15 protein-coding genes are annotated in these 21,717 nt (G+C 50.0%); 11 read left to right on the forward strand and 4 right to left on the reverse strand.

What is annotated here, in order from left to right:
- The first annotated feature begins 36 nt into the window (after nucleotides 1-36).
- The 9 genes from ACOTSW_RS12910 (at nucleotide 37) to ACOTSW_RS12950 (ending at nucleotide 14,175) form a co-directional block, all read left to right on the forward strand.
- The gene (locus tag ACOTSW_RS12910) at nucleotides 37-384 is read left to right on the forward strand and encodes a DUF1016 N-terminal domain-containing protein (protein ID WP_423682320.1); all 348 of its coding nucleotides are present in this window, start codon (nucleotides 37-39) and stop codon (nucleotides 382-384) included.
- Complete coding sequence (locus tag ACOTSW_RS12915; RefSeq protein ID WP_423679481.1) at nucleotides 377-3,475, forward strand: HsdR family type I site-specific deoxyribonuclease; 3,099 nt, start codon at nucleotides 377-379, stop codon at nucleotides 3,473-3,475. The genes ACOTSW_RS12910 and ACOTSW_RS12915 overlap by 8 nt, the downstream gene beginning before the upstream one ends.
- A 563-nt stretch (nucleotides 3,476-4,038) precedes the next feature.
- A complete protein-coding gene (locus tag ACOTSW_RS12920; RefSeq protein ID WP_423679482.1) occupies nucleotides 4,039-5,715 on the forward strand; it encodes a methyl-accepting chemotaxis protein in 1,677 nt (558 codons plus the stop codon).
- A gap of 50 nt (nucleotides 5,716-5,765) precedes the next feature.
- Nucleotides 5,766-5,939 (forward strand): hypothetical protein, encoded by a 174-nt coding sequence (locus tag ACOTSW_RS12925; RefSeq protein ID WP_423679483.1) that lies wholly within the window; start codon nucleotides 5,766-5,768, stop codon nucleotides 5,937-5,939.
- A gap of 129 nt (nucleotides 5,940-6,068) precedes the next feature.
- Nucleotides 6,069-6,302 carry a hypothetical protein gene (locus ACOTSW_RS12930; protein WP_423679484.1) on the forward strand — a complete coding sequence of 78 codons (234 nt, stop codon included), beginning with the start codon at nucleotides 6,069-6,071 and terminating at the stop codon, nucleotides 6,300-6,302.
- 59 nt (nucleotides 6,303-6,361) lie between these two features.
- A complete protein-coding gene (locus ACOTSW_RS12935; protein WP_423679485.1) occupies nucleotides 6,362-7,834 on the forward strand; it encodes a pyridoxal phosphate-dependent decarboxylase family protein in 1,473 nt (490 codons plus the stop codon).
- 14 nt (nucleotides 7,835-7,848) lie between these two features.
- Nucleotides 7,849-9,105 carry an ATP-grasp domain-containing protein gene (locus ACOTSW_RS12940; protein ID WP_423679486.1) on the forward strand — a complete coding sequence of 419 codons (1,257 nt, stop codon included), beginning with the start codon at nucleotides 7,849-7,851 and terminating at the stop codon, nucleotides 9,103-9,105.
- On the forward strand, nucleotides 9,102-10,646 hold the full coding sequence (locus tag ACOTSW_RS12945; RefSeq protein WP_423679487.1) for a hypothetical protein: 1,545 nt from the start codon (nucleotides 9,102-9,104) through the stop codon (nucleotides 10,644-10,646). Before ACOTSW_RS12940 ends, ACOTSW_RS12945 begins: the two co-directional genes overlap by 4 nt.
- Nucleotides 10,647-10,896: 250 nt before the next feature.
- Nucleotides 10,897-14,175, forward strand: coding sequence for a response regulator (locus ACOTSW_RS12950; RefSeq protein ID WP_423679488.1), 3,279 nt, complete (start codon nucleotides 10,897-10,899; stop codon nucleotides 14,173-14,175).
- A gap of 117 nt (nucleotides 14,176-14,292) precedes the next feature.
- On the opposite strand, the gene ACOTSW_RS12955 is transcribed toward ACOTSW_RS12950, so the two are convergent.
- The 3 genes from ACOTSW_RS12955 to ACOTSW_RS12965 form a co-directional block, all read right to left on the reverse strand.
- Nucleotides 14,293-16,377, reverse strand: coding sequence for a diguanylate cyclase domain-containing protein (locus ACOTSW_RS12955; RefSeq protein ID WP_423679489.1), 2,085 nt, complete (start codon nucleotides 16,375-16,377; stop codon nucleotides 14,293-14,295).
- A 341-nt stretch (nucleotides 16,378-16,718) separates the two neighbouring features.
- Nucleotides 16,719-17,183, reverse strand: a complete 465-nt coding sequence (locus tag ACOTSW_RS12960; protein ID WP_423679490.1) for an acyl-CoA thioesterase — start codon at nucleotides 17,181-17,183, stop codon at nucleotides 16,719-16,721.
- An 838-nt stretch (nucleotides 17,184-18,021) separates the two neighbouring features.
- Nucleotides 18,022-18,240 carry a DUF6500 family protein gene (locus ACOTSW_RS12965; RefSeq protein ID WP_423679491.1) on the reverse strand — a complete coding sequence of 73 codons (219 nt, stop codon included), beginning with the start codon at nucleotides 18,238-18,240 and terminating at the stop codon, nucleotides 18,022-18,024.
- A gap of 398 nt (nucleotides 18,241-18,638) precedes the next feature.
- Between ACOTSW_RS12965 and aceA the strand changes: the two genes are divergently transcribed.
- Nucleotides 18,639-19,940 carry an isocitrate lyase gene (aceA, locus tag ACOTSW_RS12970; protein WP_423679492.1) on the forward strand — a complete coding sequence of 434 codons (1,302 nt, stop codon included), beginning with the start codon at nucleotides 18,639-18,641 and terminating at the stop codon, nucleotides 19,938-19,940.
- Nucleotides 19,941-20,067: 127 nt separating this feature from the next.
- Here the strand turns inward: aceA and ACOTSW_RS12975 are convergent, their stop codons facing one another.
- Complete coding sequence (locus ACOTSW_RS12975; protein WP_423679493.1) at nucleotides 20,068-20,877, reverse strand: WecB/TagA/CpsF family glycosyltransferase; 810 nt, start codon at nucleotides 20,875-20,877, stop codon at nucleotides 20,068-20,070.
- A 120-nt stretch (nucleotides 20,878-20,997) separates the two neighbouring features.
- On the opposite strand from ACOTSW_RS12975, the gene ACOTSW_RS12980 reads away from it, so the two are divergent.
- Nucleotides 20,998-21,681 carry a phosphoribosylanthranilate isomerase gene (locus tag ACOTSW_RS12980; RefSeq protein WP_423679494.1) on the forward strand — a complete coding sequence of 228 codons (684 nt, stop codon included), beginning with the start codon at nucleotides 20,998-21,000 and terminating at the stop codon, nucleotides 21,679-21,681.
- The last annotated feature ends 36 nt before the right edge of the window (nucleotides 21,682-21,717 follow it).

Below are 21,717 nucleotides of genomic sequence, written 5' to 3' on the forward strand. Positions count from 1 at the left end.
TGCTCGGCCTGTATTGGGACATCGGCCGCCAGCTAGCTGGACGCTTGGCAGCGCGAGCGGGCGTGGGGCTCGGCGGTGGTAGAGCAGATGGCGCAAGACCTGCAGGCCAGCTACCCCGGCATGAAGGGCTTTTCGCGCAGCAGCCTGTTTGCCATGCGGCAGTTCTATGCCTTCTTCGGTTCACAGTTTGAAGTTGTCCCACAGGCTGTGGGACAACTGCCCTGGGGGCATGTGCGCACCTTGCTGGCCAAGGTGAAGTCGGTGGATCTGGTGTTGTTGTATGCACAGGTCTGTGCCGAGCATGGCTGGAGCCGCACCGTGCAAGAGATCGAGATCGAGCTGGCCGCTTTGATCCACAACGATGAGAGCAATCAGAATGAGTGACTACAAGACCATCGCCGAATCCAACAGTTTCATTGTTTTGGACAAGTACGCCCGTGAATGGAAAGCCGCAGAGGGCTACCAGAGTGAAAGCGACCTTGAAGGCGAGCTGATTCAGGATTTGCAGAATCAGGGCTATGAATTTGTACCGGCATTAAATAACCCGCAAGCCTTGCTGGCCAATGTGCGCGTGCAATTGCAGGCACTGAACGGTGTGCAGTTTCTTGACGGCGAGTGGCTGAGATTCGTCGAGACCTGGCTGGACAAGCCCAGCGATGGCATCGTCGAGAAAACCCGCAAGATTCACGACGACTACATCCACGATTTTGTCTTTGACGACGGGCGTATCCAGAACATCTACCTGCTGGACAAAAAGAACGTCACTCGCAATAAGGTGCAGGTGATCAAACAGTTTGAGCAGACGGGCAGTCATGCCAACCGCTATGACGTGACGATTCTGGTCAATGGCCTGCCGCTGGTGCAGGTGGAATTGAAGAAGCGCGGCGTGGCGATCCGCGAGGCGTTTAATCAGGTACACCGCTACAGCAAGGAGAGCTTCAACAGCGAGCATTCCTTGTTCAAGTATTTACAGCTGTTTGTGATCTCCAACGGCACCGACAGCCGCTACTTCGCCAACACGACTCAGCGCAACAAAAATAGTTTCGACTTCACCATGAACTGGGCGAAGGCGGACAACACGCTGATCAGGGACTTGAAGGACTTCACGGCCACGTTCTTCCAGAAACACACGTTGCTCAATGTGCTGCTGCATTACTCGGTATTCGATGTCAGCAACACGCTGCTGGTGATGCGGCCTTACCAGATCGCTGCTACCGAACGTATTCTGTGGAAGATCAAGAGCAGTCATCAGGCCAAAAACTGGAGCAATACGGAAAGCGGCGGCTTCATTTGGCACACCACCGGCAGCGGCAAGACGCTGACCAGTTTCAAGGCCGCGCGTCTGGCCACGGAGCTGGACTTTATCGACAAGGTGTTCTTCGTGGTGGACCGCAAGGATCTGGACTACCAGACCATGAAGGAGTACCAACGCTTTTCGCCGGACAGTGTGAACGGCTCGGACAGTACGGCAGGTCTGAAACGCAACCTAGAGAAGGACGACAACAAGATCGTCGTCACTACCATCCAGAAGCTCAACAACCTGATGAAGAGCGAGGCGGATTTACCGATCTACGGCAAGCAGGTAGTGTTCATCTTCGATGAGTGCCACCGGAGCCAGTTTGGTGAAGCCCAGAAGAACCTGAACAAGAAGTTCAAGAAGTTCTGCCAGTTCGGTTTCACCGGTACGCCCATCTTCCCGGAGAACGCCTTGGGCGCTGAGACCACGGCCAGCGTGTTTGGCCGTGAGCTGCACTCGTACGTGATCACTGATGCGATCCGTGACGAGAAGGTGCTGAAGTTCAAGGTGGACTACAACGATGTGCGCCCACAGTTCAAGGCCATCGAGACCGAGCAGGACGAGAAGAAGCTGAGCGCAGCCGAGAACAAGCAAGCCCTGCTGCACCCGGATCGTATCCGCGAAATCACCCAGTACATCCTGAACAACTTCCGGCAGAAGACCCACCGCTTGCATGCGGGCAACAAGGGCTTCAACGCCATGTTTGCCGTCAGCAGCGTGGATGCTGCCAAGCTTTACTACGAGTGCTTCAGGGACTTGCAGAGGAGCAGCGACAAACCGCTGAAAGTGGCGACCATCTTCTCGTTCGCCGCCAACGAAGAGCAGGATGCGATTGGCGAAATTCAGGACGAGAGCTTTGATGTCTCTGCCATGAATAGCAGCGCAAAGGAGTTCTTGAGCGCGGCTATCGCCGACTACAACGCGCTGTTCAAGACTAACTTCAGCGTGGACAGTAACGGCTTCCAGAACTATTACCGCGACCTGGCCAAGCAGGTGAAGGCGAAGGAAATCGATCTGCTCATCGTGGTGGGTATGTTCCTGACCGGCTTTGATGCCCCCACGCTGAACACGTTGTTTGTCGACAAGAACCTGCGCTTCCACGGACTGATGCAGGCCTATTCGCGCACCAACCGCATTTTTGACGCCACCAAAACCTTCGGCAACATCGTCACCTTCCGCGACCTGGAGCAGGCAACCATTGATGCCATCACCCTGTTCGGTGACAAGAACACCAAGAACGTGGTGCTTGAGAAGAGCTACAAGGAATACATGGAAGGCTTCACCGACGCGGCCACCGGTGAGGCGCGGCGGGGTTTCATGGATGTGGTGAAGGAACTGGAAGCGCGCTTCCCCGACCCCGCAGCCATTGAAAAGGAAGCCGACAAAAAGGCCTTCGCCAAGCTGTTTGGCGAGTACCTGCGCGTCGAGAATATTCTGCAAAACTACGATGAGTTCGCCAGCTTGAAGGAGCTGCAAAGCGTCGATCTGGCCAATCCCGCCGCAGTTGAAGCGTTCAAGGCCAAGCACTACTTGAGTGATGAGGATCTGACCGCGCTGCAAGCCATCACTCTGCCGTCCGAGCGCAAGGTTCAGGACTATCGCTCCACCTACAACGACGTGCGCGACTGGCTACGCCGTGAGAAGGCAGGGGTCGAGAAGAATAAATCCACCATCGACTGGGATGATGTGGTCTTTGAGGTGGACCTGTTGAAGTCACAGGAAATCAACCTGGACTACATCCTTGAACTGATCTTCGAGCACAACAAGAATATCAAGAGCAAATCGGAATTGGTGGATGAGGTGCGCCGGGTAATTCGTGCCAGCCTTGGCAATCGCGCCAAGGAAAGCCTGCTGGTGGATTTCATCAATCAGACCGATCTGGACCAGATCAACGATAAGGCCAGCGTGATCGATGCTTTTTTCAAGTTCGCTCAAGCGGAGCTGCAACGTGAAGCGCAGGAGTTGATCACGGCTGAAGGCCTCAACGCCGAGGCTGCGAAGCGCTACATCACCACCTCACTCAAGCGGGAATTCGCGAGCGAGAACGGCACCGAACTCAACGCGGTGCTGCCCAAGATGAGCCCCTTGAACCCACAGTTCAAGACCAAGAAGCAGACGGTCTTTCAGAAGATCGCTGCCTTTGTTGAGAAGTTCAAGGGTGTGGGTGGGCAGGTTTGACACATTGACGATGCGTTCGTGCGTATGTAGGTTTTCTAAACCTCAGCATTTTGCTGGGTTTTTTTTATTGCTGATAATTGGCAGTCATGTTTCGATTTTGAATAGAATTTTTCGCAGTCGCCTTCTCTGCATATCAACTCGACCTTCCAAAACCAAATAAATTGCAAAAATCGGGGAGTATGCGTCAAAAACGCCTTATTCTCAGCGGAAAATAAGGGCGTTTAAAAATACTCTCCCTCAGTATATTTCCCTCATTTATAAGTAAAAAATGGCACTGTTTTTTATTGAAAAACATGTGCCGTTAGTCATTTTTAAAGACAAAAATTTAAGCAATTGGGTGTCGTCAGCATAGCCTTTGTAATGATGATACATTGCCGCCTGGCAATTTAATGGCGGGAAATGTCAAGACAAAAATTTTCTTGAAAAATTTGCTTCCATTGACGTTTCCAGGCTGATGCCAACAGCTGGCTTATTTAATGTCATCACATCCGGCACATCTCGCACAGTGAGTGCTGCGATGTCATTCAGGTTTTCCCGATAAAAATTAATGATACAGAGGCATGATGAGTACAAACGTATTTAGCGATCTTACGCTCAAGGCCAGGATAGGTCTGGGGTTTGCTTTGGTGTTATCCATGATGACGGTTCTGACCATCGTCGGGATTGTGCAGGTGAATTCCATCTCCGTCGGATTGACGACGATCGGTGATGTGAACAGCGTCAAACAACGGTATGCGATTAATTTTCGCGGCAGCGTGCATGACAGGGCGATCGCTCTGCGTGACGTGATTCTGGTGCCAAACGATACTGAGCTTAACGCTGTCGTGGCGACGATCAGCAGCTTGGCCGCTGATTACGATAAGTCTGCGGCACCGCTGGACAAAATGTTCAGTGAGCGCCAAGACATCACCAGCGAAGAAAAGAAAATTTTAGAAAGCATCAAAGAGATCGAGGCAAAAACACTGCCGATGATTAAGAAAGTGATTGAGTTGCGCCGCGCTGGTGATCTGGATCAGGCGAAACAAATCATGCTGAGTGAAGCCCGCCCGGCTTTTGTGGAGTGGCTAAGCCGCATCAATAAACTGATTGATTTTGAAGAAAATCTGAATCGTCAGGAATCAACGCTTGCCCGTTCCACCGCGGGTGGCTTTCAAACCCTGATGCTGATTACCTGTTTTGCTGCACTTGTGCTGGGTGGCATCGTCGCGACGCTGATTGCGCGCAACATCGCCAGAGCATTAGGTGGTGAGCCGAAAGAGGCGAGCGCGATTGCCCGCAGTATTGCCTCTGGCGATCTGAGCATTGAAATTCAGGTGGATGCGCGTGATCAGACCAGTGTGCTGTCGGCGATGAAAGAAATGCGTGACAGTCTGGTGAGTATCGTTGGCCGCGTTCGCAGTACCACGGATACGATTTCAACCGGATCGTCAGAAATCGCCTCCGGCAATCAGGATTTATCTGTACGCACCGAACAGCAGGCGACGTCGCTGGAAAATATCTCGACCTCGATGTCAGAACTGACCTCGACCGTGAAACAAAATGCGGATAACGCCAGACAGGCGAATCAGCTGGCCGTGACTGCATCGGGTGTTGCTGTCAAAGGTGGCGAAGTGGTGTCGCAAGTGGTTGATACCATGAGTTCGATTCATGGTTCCTCCAAAAAAATCGTCGATATCATTGCGGTGATTGACGGTATCGCGTTTCAGACCAATATTCTCGCGTTAAATGCGGCGGTCGAAGCGGCGCGTGCGGGTGAGCAAGGCCGCGGTTTTGCTGTCGTTGCGAGCGAAGTACGTAATCTCGCGCAACGTTCTGCAACTGCAGCTCAAGAAATCAAGACGCTGATTGGCGATTCGGTAGAAAAAGTCGATGCCGGTAGTAAGCTGGTTGAACAAGCCGGTACGACGATGGAGGAAATCGTCACCAGCGTGAAACGGGTGACCGACATCATGGCAGAGATCATGGCGGCGAGTCAGGAGCAAAGCAGTGGTATCGAGCAAGTTAATATTGCGATCAATCAGATGGATCAGGTCACGCAGCAAAATGCCGCTCTGGTCGAGCAGGCCGCCGCCGCCGCGGCATCAATGCGCGATGAGGCAAGTCAGTTAGCCGAGACCGTGGCCGTGTTCAAGCTGAATCACACCCAGACAACGCAGCATGCTGCATCGCAAGCCCGTATTCATCGATCCGGTGCGGCGGTTGCGCAACCGCGCGTCTCTGGCACCAGACTGATTCAATAAACACACATTTTTTCAGTCAGCTTGCACGTTGCAGTGAACCCGTCTGCAACGTGCTGACAAAAAAAATCCATCCGGTTGCTGAGGTATTGCACATCAGAACCGCGGCACATTCCGGCGTATTTATGCGCCAACGCAGCCTCTCTGGTATCGCGGTTTATTTTCTTTCCATGATGATGACAATTGTTTCCGGAAAACCTGGCGCATGGATCAATGGATTAATGTAGTGATTCATTCGCTGGTCAGGCCCTATTGTTTGGTGCCTCTTACTGCAGCTTGACCGCGCCGCATCTTTATCTGTTTCAGCCGACTTTCAATCATATGTACATCCTGGTTTCCTGAAAAATGGGGAGTATGTGCCAAAAACATCTTATTCTCTGCATAAAATAAGGATGTTTAAAAATACTCCCCCCAGTATATTTTCTTCATTGACAGATAAAAAACAGCTGATCGCAGGCGCTCGGGATGTGCCGGGCGAGAGTGTCTGCCTGAGGCGGCAGCGTCAATTGTCAGCATGTGACGGTGAAAATCAGGGGAAATTTGCCGTGATTTCGATAAAGAATGCAAAAGATCGCTTGTTTCTGGCTTAAATCCGGCGAGTCTCAGAGATAATGCGTTTATCAGAACAATCTTTATTGAAGAACAGATGATGGCAACACCAACTTTACCTACCCTGGATTCAGCAACGCTGGACCCGGACGACTGGAGCGCGCTGCGTGCCCAGGGACATCGGATGCTGGACGATATTCTGGATTATGCCGAGCATATTCGTGAGCGGCCCGTGTGGCAGCCGATTCCGGATGAGGTGCGCGGAAAATTCCGGCAAGCCTTGCCGACCGGCGAGGGAGATTTGGCGGCGGTACATCAGCAGTTTATGCAGGATATTTTGCCTTACTCGGTCGGGAACAGTCATCCCGGCTTTATGGGCTGGGTGCAGGGCGGCGGTAATCCGGTCGGTACGCTGGCAGAGATGCTGGCAGCCGGTCTGAATGCGAATCTCGGCGGACGGAATCATATTCCGATTGAAGTTGAGCGTCAGATCAGTCGCTGGGTGAGCGCCTTGTTCGGGTTTCCGGAAAGCGCGAGCGGCTTGTTTGTGACTGGGACCTCGATGGCGAATTTTATCGCCGTGCTGGTGGCGCGTTCGGTGGCGCTGGGGACGGATGTACGCAAACAAGGTCTGGCGTCGTTCTCGCAACGTCTGGTCGCCTACGCTTCGGCAGGCGCGCATGGTTGCGTTGCGCAGGCGATGGATATTGCCGGCATAGGCAGAGATGCCTTGCGTATGATTCCTATGACCAGCGAATTTGAAATGGATACCGCTGTATTACGCGAGACGATTGCGGCAGATCGTGCAGCCGGGCTGACGCCATTTTTTATTGCAGGTACTGCCGGCTCGGTGGATGTCGGTGCGATAGATGATCTGACTGCGCTTGCCGATATCGCTGCTGAAGAAAAAATCTGGTTCCATATTGATGGCGCTTTCGGTGCACTGGCGATGTTGTCGCCTGCGCTGGCACCGCGTCTGGCTGGCTTGGAACGCGCGGATTCAGTCGCGTTTGATTTTCACAAGTGGATGCAGGTGCCTTACGATGCCGGCTTTATCCTGGTCAGAGACAGCGAGGCGCATCTGGCGACGTTCGTCGCGCCGGTCGGCTATTTGCGGCGTGAGACCCGCGGGCTGGCAGGCGGTTCGCCGTGGCCTTGTGATTTCGGTCCGGATTTGTCGCGGGGTTTCCGCGCATTAAAAACATGGTTCACACTGCAGGTCTATGGCACCGAGCGTCTGGGGCAGGTGATTACGCATACCTGTGAATTAGCGCAATACCTGAAACAATCGGTGGAGGCGCATCCCAAGCTGGAATTACTTGCACCGGTGAATCTCAATATCGTTTGCTTCCGTTATCGCAGCGAGCGTAGTGCAGATCTGGATGCACTGAATGGCGATATTGTCGTCGCCTTGCATGAGGGCGGTATCTGCGCGCCATCAACGACATACATTCGCGGGCAACTGGCAATTCGCGCGGCGATCGTGAATCACCGCACGCGGGCTGAAGATATCGATGCTCTGATTAATGCCACCATTGCGCAGGGCGACTTGCTGTCGCAAACCGCACAATAAACCTGGTTTCAGATATGACGACTCTTAACGAAGTGCAGCGAAGTTCTCAACAAAGTTCTTACATTGGCCTCGCGCCTTTGATGCGGCGGGCGTTTGCGGGGGAAGATTTAAAACCGCTGGCAAACAGTTTGATTGCGCGGGCGCAGCAGTATCCCGATGATGCGAATGCGATGCTGGATTTATCGACGGTGCTGCTGTTGCTCGGTCACGCGGAATTGGCAGCGAGCACGCAAATGGAAGCATTAAAAAAGCAGCCTTTGTATTCTGTGCCGGCAGCACATCCGGCAAAAATCAAATTGCTGGCGCTGCTGACCGATGGTGATCTGATGGCAAATACGCCGGTTGATTTTCTGGTGGAAGATTCGGATATCGATCTGGATTTGTTGTATGTGGGGCAGGGTATTCCTGCACTGGAGCAATTGCCTGACCATGATGTGATGTTTGTGGCGATTGGTGAGGCCGATGCCAAGCATACGCTGTTGCTGGATTTGCAGGAAATTGTCTCGCAATGGCCGCGCCCTGTGATTAATCAGCCGGAGCGTATCGCCCATCTGGGACGTGATCGCGCATATCTGCAACTGCAAGCAGCGCGTGGCGTGGAAATGCCGATGTCGCGCCGGATCAGCCGTCAGATGTTGGAACAACTCGGGCGAGGCGAGTTAGCCATCAGCGATTTATTGCCCGGCGATGATTTTCCTATCATCGTCCGACCGCTCGATTCACATGCGGGGCATGGCCTTGAGAAGCTGATTTCGCCAACAGAAATCGCTGCCTATCTGCAGGAAATTCAGAGCGACGAGTTTTACATCGCCCGCTTTGTTGACTATCGCAGCGCCGATGGCCAGTTCAGAAAATACCGCGTCATGCTGATCGATGGCAAACCGTATATTGCGCACATGGGAATTTCGCAGCACTGGATGATTCACTATCTGAACGCCGGTATGGCGGAAAGCGCTGAAAAGCGTGCCGAAGAACAGCGCTTTATGGCGAGTTTCGATACGGAATTTGTACCGCGTCACAAGCAGGCGTTGCAAGAGATCTACGATAAGTTGGGGTTAGATTATGTCGGCATCGACTGCGGTGAAACGCCAGACGGCAAGCTGCTGATATTTGAAGTCGATAGTGACATGATCGTACATGCAATGGACCCGGTGGAGATGTTTCCCTATAAACAGGCCACGATGAAAAAATTGTTTGCGGCCTTCAGAGATTTGTTAATCAAGCGTGCATCTGCCACCGCATTGAGTGTGCAGCCTTCAGGCGACGCATGAGCAACGATGCTATGTCATCCGCTGTGAGACCTCCATACGCGTCTGACACGAAGATTCCGTCGCTGGCCCAATTGCTGGTGGATGGCGGTGATTCGCGCATCGCGCTGGATACACATGGTGTGAATAAATACGGCTGTACCGTGGAGCCGCAAAGTGCAGAAGACAGCATGTTTGCGTTCGGCTCGGCAACTGCATCGACCATTTCACAGCGTGGTTTTGCGGCGGCTAATCACGTTTATCAGAAAATCGTGCAAGCGACTCTCGACGATGCACCGTCTTCGCTGTACGCCTTGTATGCGCAGGAAATGCAGAGTCTTCGTCAGGAATTAAAACAGTTGTGCCAGACCAGTGATGCGGTGGATGTGGTGTTTGCGGCGTCCGGCACCGATTTGCATTTAATGGTATCGCAGCTATTTACCGGTGCAACATCTGGTCCTTCGATGATCGTAATGGTGGAAGCAGGCGAGACCGGAAGCTCAGTGCCAGCGGCGCTGCAGGGCTTGCATTTCAGTGATTGTTCCGCGCTCGGTGTCCCGGTTTGTGCGGGGCAGAGCGCAGGTGATGCTGACGCGCCTGAATTAGTCAGAATTGCTTTGCGTGAGGCAGATGGAACGCCGCGCGCTGCAGCAGATATTGATGGCGAGGTTGAAACGTTGATTACATCAGCCTGTGGTCATAACAAGCGCGTTTTGCTGGTGCTGGCCGATGTGACCAAGACCGGCATGATAGGGCCATCTGTGACGTGTGCACTGGCATTACGAAAGCGATATCCCTATCAGCTGGAGGTTCTGGTGGATGCCTGCCAGTTCCGGCTGACCAACGCGACCTTGAATGCTTATCTGGAACAGCAATTTCTGGTGGCGATTACCGGGTCGAAATTTGTTTCCGGTCCCAGTTTTTCCGGCGCCTTATTTTTCCCTGAAGCGGCAGCAATCAGATACAGGCAGCAAACCGCACCGGAGGCTTTATATGCTTATTCCAGTCGCGCCGACTGGCCTGCTTCGTGGTCTGGAATGGATGGGTTACAGAAGAAGGCGAATTGTGGTCTGCTGGTGCGCTGGGTTGCAGCGATTGTGGAGTTACGGGCATTCCGCAGTCTGCCCGACGAAGCGATCCATCAGTTTGTTCAGGAATTCCGCCGTGCGGTATTGCATAATATCGGCACGCATTCCGACCTTTCTTTGTTACCGGTTCCGGCGCCGGACAGGCAGGCGTTGACGACGATGCCGGGCTGGGATCAGTGGCCGACGATTTTTCCGTTCGTACTGCATCACCCCTCCGGTGAACCTCTCAGCCGGGAACAGACCACCACGGTATACCGCCGCTTGCAACATGAAAAGCGTATGCAAGTCGGGCAGCCTGTGACTTGTGGCGTCTGGCAGCAGATTCCGGTCAGTGCTTTACGTCTGTGTCTGAGTGCGCGCCTCATTACTGCAGCTTTGAGCGATGATGGTGATACGCATAACAAAGCAGAACAGATCATCTCCGCTGCGATCGCGGTACTCGATGCGGCGCGCAGGCTCGGCGCCGGTATCGAGTGACAGCATTTTTGCCCGGCGATGAATGTGCGTTTCAGCGTGTTGCCTGAAGGAATGTAAATAATGATTAAGCACCATTTTCAGGCGGAAATTTTATGCTAATCTGCGGCATGATTCAGCCGCGTTTTGTGTGCTGCTGAAGTCGCATTGATTAACGCCGTCGTACCGCTAGTTCAGCTCATGGTCGCCGGATTCCTGACATCATCTCAATAAGTCTTACCTCCTTACGATACGGTCACCACACATCATGAAAATGGCAAAGAAGCGTTTGCGACGACAACTTTTTTTGTTATTCAGTCTGATGTTGACTCTGGTCTGGTTCGTGGCTTTCTACGAAATGAACCGCAGTTACCAGGCAGTATTCAACGAGGCTAAGTTACGTAACTCTGAAGAAGCGCAAATTTTTGCGGAATATTCTTCGTCTAATATCAAACGCCTCAATGAGGTTTTGCTCGATCTTCGCAGAGAATGGCGGGGGGATTGGAAGGCATTCGCCGAGCTGGTGCAGCGTCGCCAGGATATTATTGAGGATGTGTCGTTTCAGGTTGCTGTGATTGATAAAGACGGCATTCTGCAGTTTTCTAATCTGGCAAAACCTTCCGAGCGTGTTGATCTGAGCGAGCGCGAGCATTTCCGCGTCCATCAGCAGGCTCCTGATAAAGACATTTTTTTTATCAGTAAACCCCTGAAGGGGAAGGTTTCCGGTAAATGGTCGATACAGTTTACCCGGCCTATTCTCAAAGACGGGGTATTCGATGGTGTCTTGGTGATCTCCGTCAGTCCTGATATGTTCACCAAGTTTGCTGACAAAATCAATTCCGGTGCCGTGATTACGGTAGCCAGAAGCAATGGAACTGTGCTGGCCCGCTCGCCGGATATTGACCTAAGTAAGGGAATGAAGGTTGACGTCAGTCGTTTCGTCAACGATCAGAGTCCCCGCTATGGTAATTACCAGCGTGTTTCGAGGATAGACGGCGTCGAGCGCATGTACGGTTATCAGTATTTGCCTGAATATCAGATGATCTTTTTAACCGGTGAATCTGTTGAGAGCATTCTGGCACCGTATCAAGTGACAAAAAGAAACGTCCTCGTCATTGCGGTTGTGTTCAGCCTTGTCAGCGGCTTGCTGTTTTTTACCTTATTCCGCGCGTTTAATGAAAAAAATACTGCACAATTAAAGCTGGAAGAGCGGGAAGAAATTTTACGTCAGTCGCAGGAGGTCGGCCGGATAGGCAGCTACTCTTTTGATCTGAAAACCTATCGTTTCGAGAGTTCGCCAAATATGGACGAAATATTTGGTCTCTTTCCAGGGACGGATAAAACCTATGATGCCTGGTTAAAGCTGATTCATCCTGCTGATCGTGAAGATGAGCGCCGGATGATGCGTGAAGTTGGCCTGCACAGTGGTACTTTCCGCCGGGAATTTCGCATCATCAGACCGGTAGATGGTAAAGAAAGATGGATACTCGCCATCGGGAAAATGAATAAGCCGGATGAGCATCAATCCATGCGTGTGATGGGCATTGTTCAGGATGTGACAGAGCAGAAGCAGCATGAAGCGGAGCTGACGAAAGCAAAAGAGCTGGCGGAAGCGGCCAATGTCGCCAAAAGTCTGTTTCTTGCGTCTATGTCACATGAAATCCGCACGCCGATGAATGGCGTGATAGGAATGACCGAGCTGGTGCTGGAAACGGATTTAAATCCGCAGCAAAGAGAATATGTGAATATGATCAAAGCGTCGGCAGATTCTTTGCTGGTGCTGATTAACGATATTCTGGATTCATCAAAAATCGACGCAGGAAAGATTGATCTGGAAAGCCTGAATTTTGATTTATTCAAAGTGCTGGATGAGGTCGTCAAACCTCTTGGGTTGCAGGCAGAAAAGAAAGGTGTGGAACTGATTCTGGATGTTCAGTCAGATATTTGCCGTTCTGTGATCGGGGATGCTGGCAGGCTGAAGCAAATCCTACTCAATATTCTCGGGAATGCGATTAAATTCACCAATAAAGGTGAGATCACTGTGCAGGTACGCTATACCCCGCATGAACGGCGACAAGCGGATCTGCATTTCAATATTATCGATACCGGCATTGGTATTCCTGAAGACAAAATCAAAGGCATCTTTGATTTGTTTTCGCAGGCGGATAATTCTATTACCCGCAAATACGGTGGAACAGGTCTGGGACTTTCCATTTCCTCCCGTTTGGTGGAATTAATGGGAGGAACTTTATCGGTTGAAAGCAAAGTCGGTGTCGGTAGTAAATTCAGTTTTACCTTGCCGTTTCAATGCAGCTTTGAAGCCAACCGTCCTCTGCACGAAATAACATTTTCAGATTTTCAGGTATTAGTGGCTGACGATAATGCGACACAACTGAATCTGATGGCGGAGGCTTTGCGTCAATTCGGGTTGAGGGTGGCGCAGGCTTCCGGTGCTCAGGGTTTCTGGGATGAATTTGTCAGACTTAGCGATGGCGGACAAAGAGTGGATTTACTTTTGCTCGATGCACACATGCCCGACAAAAGTAGTTTTGAACTGATCGACTCCTGCAAAAAAATGAATCCGTCTGGAGCGCCTAAGATACTGTTGCTGACTTCCGCGTTGACACCTCAGGATGTTGAAATTTGTCAGGCAAATAAATTGGCTTATCTGAATAAGCCGTTCTCCATGATGGAGTTAAAAAAAGCAATTGCGGAATTATTTACCGACCACCAATTGCGTGCCTTATCTGTCGCAGAACCTTTCGCGGAAGAGAAGCCGCAACAACAAAGCCACCTGAGTATTTTATTGGTGGAAGACAATGAAATTAATCAGCGTATTGCAACGGTTATTCTGGAAAAGGCCGGACACCAGATTGAAGTGTGTGGCAACGGTGCACTCGCGTTAGAGTTACTCGAAACCCGGTCATTTGATCTGATTCTGATGGATATGCAAATGCCGGTGATGGGCGGGGTTGAGGCGACAACGAATATACGCAACAGAGAGCGTGTCAGCGGTGGTCATATTCCCATCATTGCCATGACGGCCAATGCGATGAGCGAAGACAAGGAGCTGTGTCTGAACGCCGGAATGGATGGCTATATTTCCAAGCCGGTAAGAAGCGAAAAATTAATGAGTGCGATAGCGGAGGTGCTTCATAACACCAGAACCGTGCCCGCTGCACACGATGCATCTCAACAATTGGCACAGATAGATACTGCTGGTTTTGATTATGTCGCATGTATTGATGCAGTTGATACTGCAACGCTGCAAATTATTGGTCTCAGTGTGTTGAAAACGGTACCAGACAATGTTCGTGCGATTGCCGTTGCATTAGATGGAGAGGAATTTCAGAACGTCGCGATTGCTGCACATACACTGAAAGGTGCGATGGCCTATTTTGGCAATAACCCGGTTGCAAGCCTGGCGGACAGGATTGAAATCCTGTCTAAGGAAAAGCAACTGCTGCAAATCCGGAATATGTTTCAGCTGCTGGAAGCCGAAGTTGGAAAATTTTTGCCTTGCTTACAAAGGAAGCAAATTCCTGAAAACTGATTCTTTACGGCTTTCATGGCATTGCAATGATGTGGTGCTATGAATAACGACGGATTGATAACTGAGGAATCAGATTGTAACGATAACAAAGCCACCATCGGGGTGGCTTTGTTTTACTTATTGATAAAACCGGATGGTGTTGCGGCCTTCTTGTTTTGCCCGGTACATTGCAGCATCGGCGCGGTCTAAGAGTTTTTCGCCGCTGCTGTCGTCATTATTAAACGTGACGACACCGATACTGGCCGTGCAACGGTGTTCGACGATGATGCTTGTTTCATTGTTTTCAGTCTCAAGAAAATAAGGCTCAGCCACAGCGGAAAGAATTTTTTTTGCAATGTTTTCTGCCTGAATATGTGCACAGGATTCATCTGCATCCATGTCTGTAATCAGGACGACAAATTCATCTCCGCCAAAGCGGGCGACGGTATCGGTCTGGCGCACACATAATAGCAGGCGACGTGCGACTTCAATCAGCAACATGTCACCGACATTGTGGCCGTGATTGTCGTTCAGCGGCTTGAAATTATCCAAATCTAAAAACAACAATGCCGCATAGCTTGCATTGCGCTGGTTTCTTGCCAGTGCCTGCTTCAGATGTTCTATCAGCAAACGTCTGTTAGGTAGCTGTGTCAGTGTATCGAGATAGGCGAGTTGCTGAATTTTTTCGTCCATCAGCTTTCGATCATGTATATCTGTCAGAAAATTCAGGCTGGCATTCTCACCGTGCCAATCGAACGCAACACTACTTAATTCAAACCAGCGAACGCCCCGGTGTCTGGTCGAAATGCGAATGGCATATTTCAGATCGCTGACTGTTGTAAGGCGTAATTTCTTCTGATTCTCCAGAACCATCGCCTGATCTTCGTGATAAACGACGTCGATAATAGATTTATCTGTCAGTATGTTTGCGTCATACCCGGTCAGTTCGCAGAGCTTGGGGTTGGCGTAACGTAAGATGCTGTCGTTGATGACGCAAATACCTTCGTTCGCAGTTTCGATGAGCAAGCGATAATGTTTTTCACTTTCTCTGAGTTGCTCTAAGGCGGAACTGCGTTCAATAGCAACGCTGGCTAGTTTTGCAACTGCCTCGATAAGCTCAATATCATTACTCTCAGGTGCATGTTCTTGCCTGTGATAAATGGCAAACGTTCCAAGTACATGCTGATTTGAGGATAATATCGGCTGCGACCAGCATGAAGCCAGTCCTGCTTTCAGCGCCAGTTCTTTGTAGGAAACCCAGTAGGGATGCGTTGCTATGTTCTCTGCGATGACGCGTTGCTTGGTGTATGCAGCAGTACCGCAAGAGCCAACGCCTAAGCCTATTTCAACACCGTGAATCGCATTATTGTAAAACTGTGGCAGACTGGGCGCGACAATGTGATGCAGAAATTTGCCCCGCTTATCAAGCAGTAGGATGCTGCATAATATTTCTGGATGCAGCTGTTCAATACCATTTACGATCGCATTCAGAATCTCATCCAGAGGACGGTTGAGTGATAGCAAATCAAGTATCTTATTACTGAATTTTGTGAAGGCCTGATTATCCAACGCCCGTTTTTCTGCATATTCGTGCGTCATCAGGACAAACCCGATTGAGAGTAATAGCAGACTCGCCAGCACCGTTATAAACGTATAGCTTTGGAGAGAGTTAGATTCTGCGATGGATGTTAATTTGATCGTTCCCATCACAAAACTGACCTCTCGCAACATCATCGCAGCAATGACAGAGATCAGCCCTGTTTCAATAATATATTGACCTCGTCCGATTGTAATACTCCGCATTTTTATGGCGAATACCAGCAGCGTCGCACTTTGCAGGGTGAAGACGAGGGCGCTGAGAACCAGACGAATTTGCTGTTGTTCCAGCAGTATGCTGAAACTTATAGCGATAAATACTACCGGCGCCCATAAGCTCCAGCGATTTGGTTGCTTATCGTGAAACCGGTAAAGTGCCTCCCCGAACAACGCAAAGCCAGCAGAAAGAAATGAATTACCGACAATAATCGAAAGTGCTTCATTGATGTTGTTGCGCACGCTGAATAATAAATAGGCTGCGCCATGAAGAGCCAACGCTGATGACCATATGAACAGCGGATTAAACAGGGCATTATTCTTGCGGTACGAAATCCACGCGATTGCCAATGCCAGTGTAAAGCTGGTCGTTACGATCACCAAAAACATTGTCGGTGTGTGAATCAACATAAAAAAACCTTAAAAAATGTTTACTGAGGTATATGCGCCGATTCAGTTACTTTTCTGTTTCTGTCTGCATCTGTGTTGTCGGGAGTCCTCTTTTTATTGTTTTCTGTAGTGAGCAGTGTGTTATCGGGCGAAATAATTTAAATAAAATTCGTTTCACCAAGCAGCTGCATCCGTATATCTGAACTGAATCTAACAACTGCGTGCAGAATTTGTTTTGATCAAAAGCAAACCTCAGCAGTGCTCTTGATCATCAATTTCTTTCAGGATTACATAGAATACTTTTGTAAAAAGTAAATTTATGTGAAATTGATAATTTTATTTAGTGTCGTCACCATGGATGACTATTTCGTGATCGCCGGCAAATAGATGTTGCAAAATTCCGGTGGCATACGCTTCGGTTTGCCGGTGCTGATTTCTATGCAAACCAGATGCCATGAGGCGCGCATAATGATCGCCTGATCTGCTTTCCTGATTAATTGAAAACGTCTTTCCATGTTCAATTTCCCATCGCTGGCAACAATCCAGGTGCCGAGTATGAGTTCGTCGCCTATAACTGAAGGTAATAAGTAATCGTATTCAGCATGGCGTATCGCCATTGCGCGATTCAATTCCTGATAGTTGCTGAGGCTGAGTCCTAATTGTTCTGAATGAGCCCAGCCGATCACTTCACACCACTGAACATACACAGCATTGTTTGTGTGCTGAAGACCATCTATATCGTCACTGGCAGGAGTTAATTTCAGAGTAAACGGTTGTGGGTGATCCCAAATCATCATATTGCCTGTGTCTGCTTTCGTCAGCGACATAGTTTAATGCATCTGCCCAGATTTCCGGTGCGGCTATTCTCAGTGTAGTGTCAGTCTTGTATGTAAAGCACGGATCCCTTTGTCTTTGTAAATACTGGAATTGCGAGACAGCAAAATTACATCCGGCAGAAAAAGCGGATCTGAAGCGTGAAGGGAGTTGACAGTGAGAGTGAAGTGCTTCATAATCTCGTTTCTCTGCTGCTGACGCACACAACGATGCGAAGCAAAACTCGGAAGAATGATCTGTGTCTCTGTAAATCTGCTCTTACGCATTTCTGTTCTCCCTTGGCATATAAGTTTGCCTCAAGAACTCTAGTTATGCATGGCTTGATTTTACGGGAGGGTTACACATACTTGTAACTTTCAGCAGCAGACTTTATAGAGGTGAACCGAAGTTTTCCTTTTTTACTACCAAAGTCAACTTCGAATGTAGCCTTGCTTATTTCCCTTTGATAGAAACAAGGAAAATTTAATGAGTCTAAGACGCATGAGAGATCTTTATATGAATTCATTTTAAATTTCCACTATTGTGATTATACGAATTGCTTTAAAGAAATAGAGTCGAAATTAACCTATTTATGCAAAAGTAATAACTTGGTTCTAACTTCGCTTTCCTCGCGGCAGCCGTTTCGGCAGGTTATAAGCAGTTTTTTGAAAAAAAAAGGGGAGTATGTGCCAAAAAGCCATTATTCTCACCGTATTCATTGGGCTTTTAAAAATACTCCCCCCAGTATATTTTGGCCGTTAACAGGCAAAAAAAGGATGAAACCGGTGCCATTGTCAAACTGAGCGGCTTTTCAGGCAGGTGTGTGGACTAGGGTGGCAAGCGCAGGCGTACTCAGAGTGTCGCCTCAACCATGCGCCTGATCTTTGTTGCTTTTTCAAAGTGATCTAGTTTGTTTTCCAGTATCCACCACCTTGCTGCCTCCATGAGCAGTTTAGGGTCGTCGTTTTTGTTGGCAAAGAAAGCATAAAAAGACAGGCCAACACTGTCGCCTTTACTCTCGATCTTTTCATCACAGACTTTGATGATCTTTCTTTTCAGTGTGTCTCTCATGAGCTCAGTATTCCTGCGTGTGTTTGGCTGCTCGGGATAACCGTGAAGAGATCGACGTTAACATGCTTGTGTGAAATTGACAACGCAGCCTGCACTGATACAAAAGGCGGACACGCATTACTTGCTGTTATTTCGTTGAGCGCACGATCTTCAGCCCTAAAAAATATCGTGATATGAAATCAGCTTGCCGCATTATGAGAAATCCTGTTTCGGCGCATCAATCTGCTTTCTCATTTTAAGAAAAACATTTCCGCATCGCGAAATAAAAAATGTAGATCCTTGATTTTAAACAGTTAAATATCTGTTTTCTGTCTTATATAAGACATTGTTGCTGCGCAAAAAAACTCCTATGATTTATATCAATAGAAATCGAATTTCATTGATCAGCAGGGGATAGTATGAGTACACGCGAACAGCAAATCGCTGCTTTACAGGCAGACTGGGATGCCAATCCACGTTGGCAAGGTATCAAACGCAATTACACGGCAGCGGATGTGGTGCGGCTGCGCGGGTCGGTGCAAGTGGAACACACGCTGGCGAAAAACGGCGCGCTCAAATTGTGGGATCTGCTGCACCGCGAGCCGTTTATTCACGCACTCGGCGCGATGACAGGCAATCAGGCGATGCAGCAGGTAAAGGCGGGTCTGAAAGCGATTTATCTGTCTGGCTGGCAAGTCGCGGGTGATGCGAATGTCGCTGGCGAAATGTATCCGGATCAATCGCTGTATCCGGCCAATTCTGTGCCGCTGGTGGTGAAACGCATCAATAACACCCTGACGCGCGCCGACCAGATTCAGTGGGCGGAAGGGAAAGACGAGATTGATTATTTCGCGCCCATCGTTGCCGATGCGGAAGCTGGTTTTGGCGGCGTGCTGAATGCGTTTGAATTGATGAAGGCGATGATCGATGCTGGCGCGGCGGGCGTGCATTTTGAAGATCAGTTGGCGTCGGTAAAAAAATGCGGTCACATGGGTGGCAAAGTCCTGGTGCCGACGCGCGAAGCGCTTGAAAAGCTGAATGCAGCGCGTCTGGCGGCGGATGTGATGGGCGTACCGACGCTGATATTGGCGCGCACCGATGCAGAAGCTGCCGATTTATTGACATCGGATATCGACCCCAACGACCAAACCTTTTGCACTGGCGAGCGCACGGTCGAGGGCTTCTATAAAACCAAGCCCGGGCTGGCACAGGCGATTTCCCGTGGTCTGGCGTATGCAGAATATGCCGATCTGATCTGGTGCGAAACCGGCAAACCTGATCTGGCTTTTGCAAGGGCGTTTGCCGAAGCGATACATGCGAAATTCCCCGGCAAATTGCTGGCGTATAACTGCTCGCCTTCGTTTAACTGGAAGAAAAATCTGGATGACATCACGATTGCCAAGTTTCAAAAAGAACTGGGCGCGATGGGTTATAAATTTCAGTTCATCACGCTGGCCGGATTCCATGCGCTGAATTACGGCATGTTCCATCTGGCGCATGGTTATGCGCGCCGCCACATGTCGGCCTTCGTCGAATTACAGGAGCAGGAATTTGCTGCCGCCGCCAGAGGTTTTACTGCGGTCAAACACCAGCGTGAAGTGGGGACCGGTTATTTTGATGCAGTGACGCAGGCGATACAACAAGGGCAGTCGTCAACCACCGCTTTGCATGGCTCGACTGAAAATGAGCAGTTTTTGGAAGAGCTGAAACAGATCGCCTGATTCATTACGACAAAAGCTGAGGGCGATAAAATCCGGAAAATCTCAGGCTTGCATGAAAAAAGACCGCGCTGCTCATGATGCGCGGTCTTTTTCTTTGTGATGTTTGTTCAGGACTGGCGTTGCTGTCTTATTGCTGTCGTTGCTGTCGCTGTGCACGGCGTTCCCGCAGCAGGATGCCGATATATTTTGAGCCTTGCGTCGTGTAACGCTGCCACAAGCGACGCGGTTCGCTGGCGAGACGCCAGAACCATTCCATGCCGATTTTTTGCATCCACAGCGGCGCGCGTTTTTTCTGGCCGAGCGCAAATTCCATCGCAGCACCGACGCACAGCAACAGCGGTGCATTAAGAGTGGTTTGTTCGCGGCGATAGCGGAAGGCGAAGTATTCCTGTTTTGGCATACCAAGGCAGATGAATACGATATTCGGTTGCGCCTGCTGTATCAGGTCAATCGCGGTATCAGCTTCGCTACCATCCGGTGTGAATTGCATCGATGGGCAGAAGATCGATACTTTCAATCCCGGGTAGGTCTGTGCAAACGCCTGCAGCAGCATGTCTTCCTGCCCTGGCATGCCGCCGACGACAAAGATGGACATGTTTTTTTCAACGCAGCCCTTGCATAAAGAGACAAATAAGTCAGCACCGGTGACGCGTTCTGGCAGTGGGTTTGCAGACATTTTGCTGGCCCAGACGACAGGCATACCATCGGCAAAAATATAATCAGAAGTTGAATACACTTGTTTGAATTCAGGCTGACTGTCGAGCCGTACTACGTGATCAACATTCGGTGTGACCACCACCCGCGCAGGATGCTGGCGATCAGCGGCAACGTCTAACAAATGCTGATTCGCCTCTGCAAAAGACATATTGTGGATGTTGAGCCCGAACAGGCGTGTGCAGGAATTGCCGATGTGGGATTGCGATGCGGTGTTTGTCATAGTGCTGAGCCTGAAAAGATGGTCTGATTATCTCAGAACTCTGCTGTTTTGCCGCGTTATTGCGGGTGAAAAACATGAGCGAAGAGTAAAATAAGTTTTCCTCCATTTTGCGGGCAGATGATGCAACACAGAACCAGAATTAAAATTTGCGGGCTGACTAATCTTGCGGACGTGAACACGGTGGTTGCCAGCGGCGCCGATGCGCTGGGATTTGTGTTTTACCCGCCCAGTCCGCGCTATGTTGAGCCTGATGTGGCGGCGACTTTGTTGCAGGCGTTGCCGCCGTTTGTGGTGTCGGTGGGTTTGTTTGTGAATGTGACTGAACAGGATTTACAGGCCACGGTAAAAAAAGTGCCGCTGCAGCTGTTGCAATTTCATGGAGATGAAACGCCGCAACAGTGCGCTGCGCTGGCGGCCAGTGTGCAGCGTCCGTTTATCAAAGCTTTTCGCGTCAGACCTGACACGAGCGCGGATGATTTGTTAGAATGTGAGCGTTCATATCGTGACGCAAGTCCTTTATTTAACGGTTTGCTGCTGGATACTTTCGTCGAAAGTTACGGTGGTAGTGGAAAGGTTTTTGATTGGTCTCTCATCCCAAAAGAGCTCGCGCCTCGGGTCGTTTTAAGTGGTGGCTTGAGCGTTCAAAATGTGACTGGCGCAGTTAGTCAGGTGCGTCCGTTCGCGGTCGATATCAGCAGTGGTGTTGAGTTATCGAAAGGGCGCAAGGATGAAGTCAAAGTACAAGCGTTTATCGCTGCGGTGCGTAGCGCTGATAACGCTGATATCGAGACTCAGCGAAACTGATCAGTAATCTGCTGACAGCTATGCTGCACATATTGA

This window comes from Undibacterium sp. WLHG33 (assembly GCF_049544815.1).
Taxonomy (GTDB): Bacteria; Pseudomonadota; Gammaproteobacteria; order Burkholderiales; family Burkholderiaceae_D; genus Undibacterium.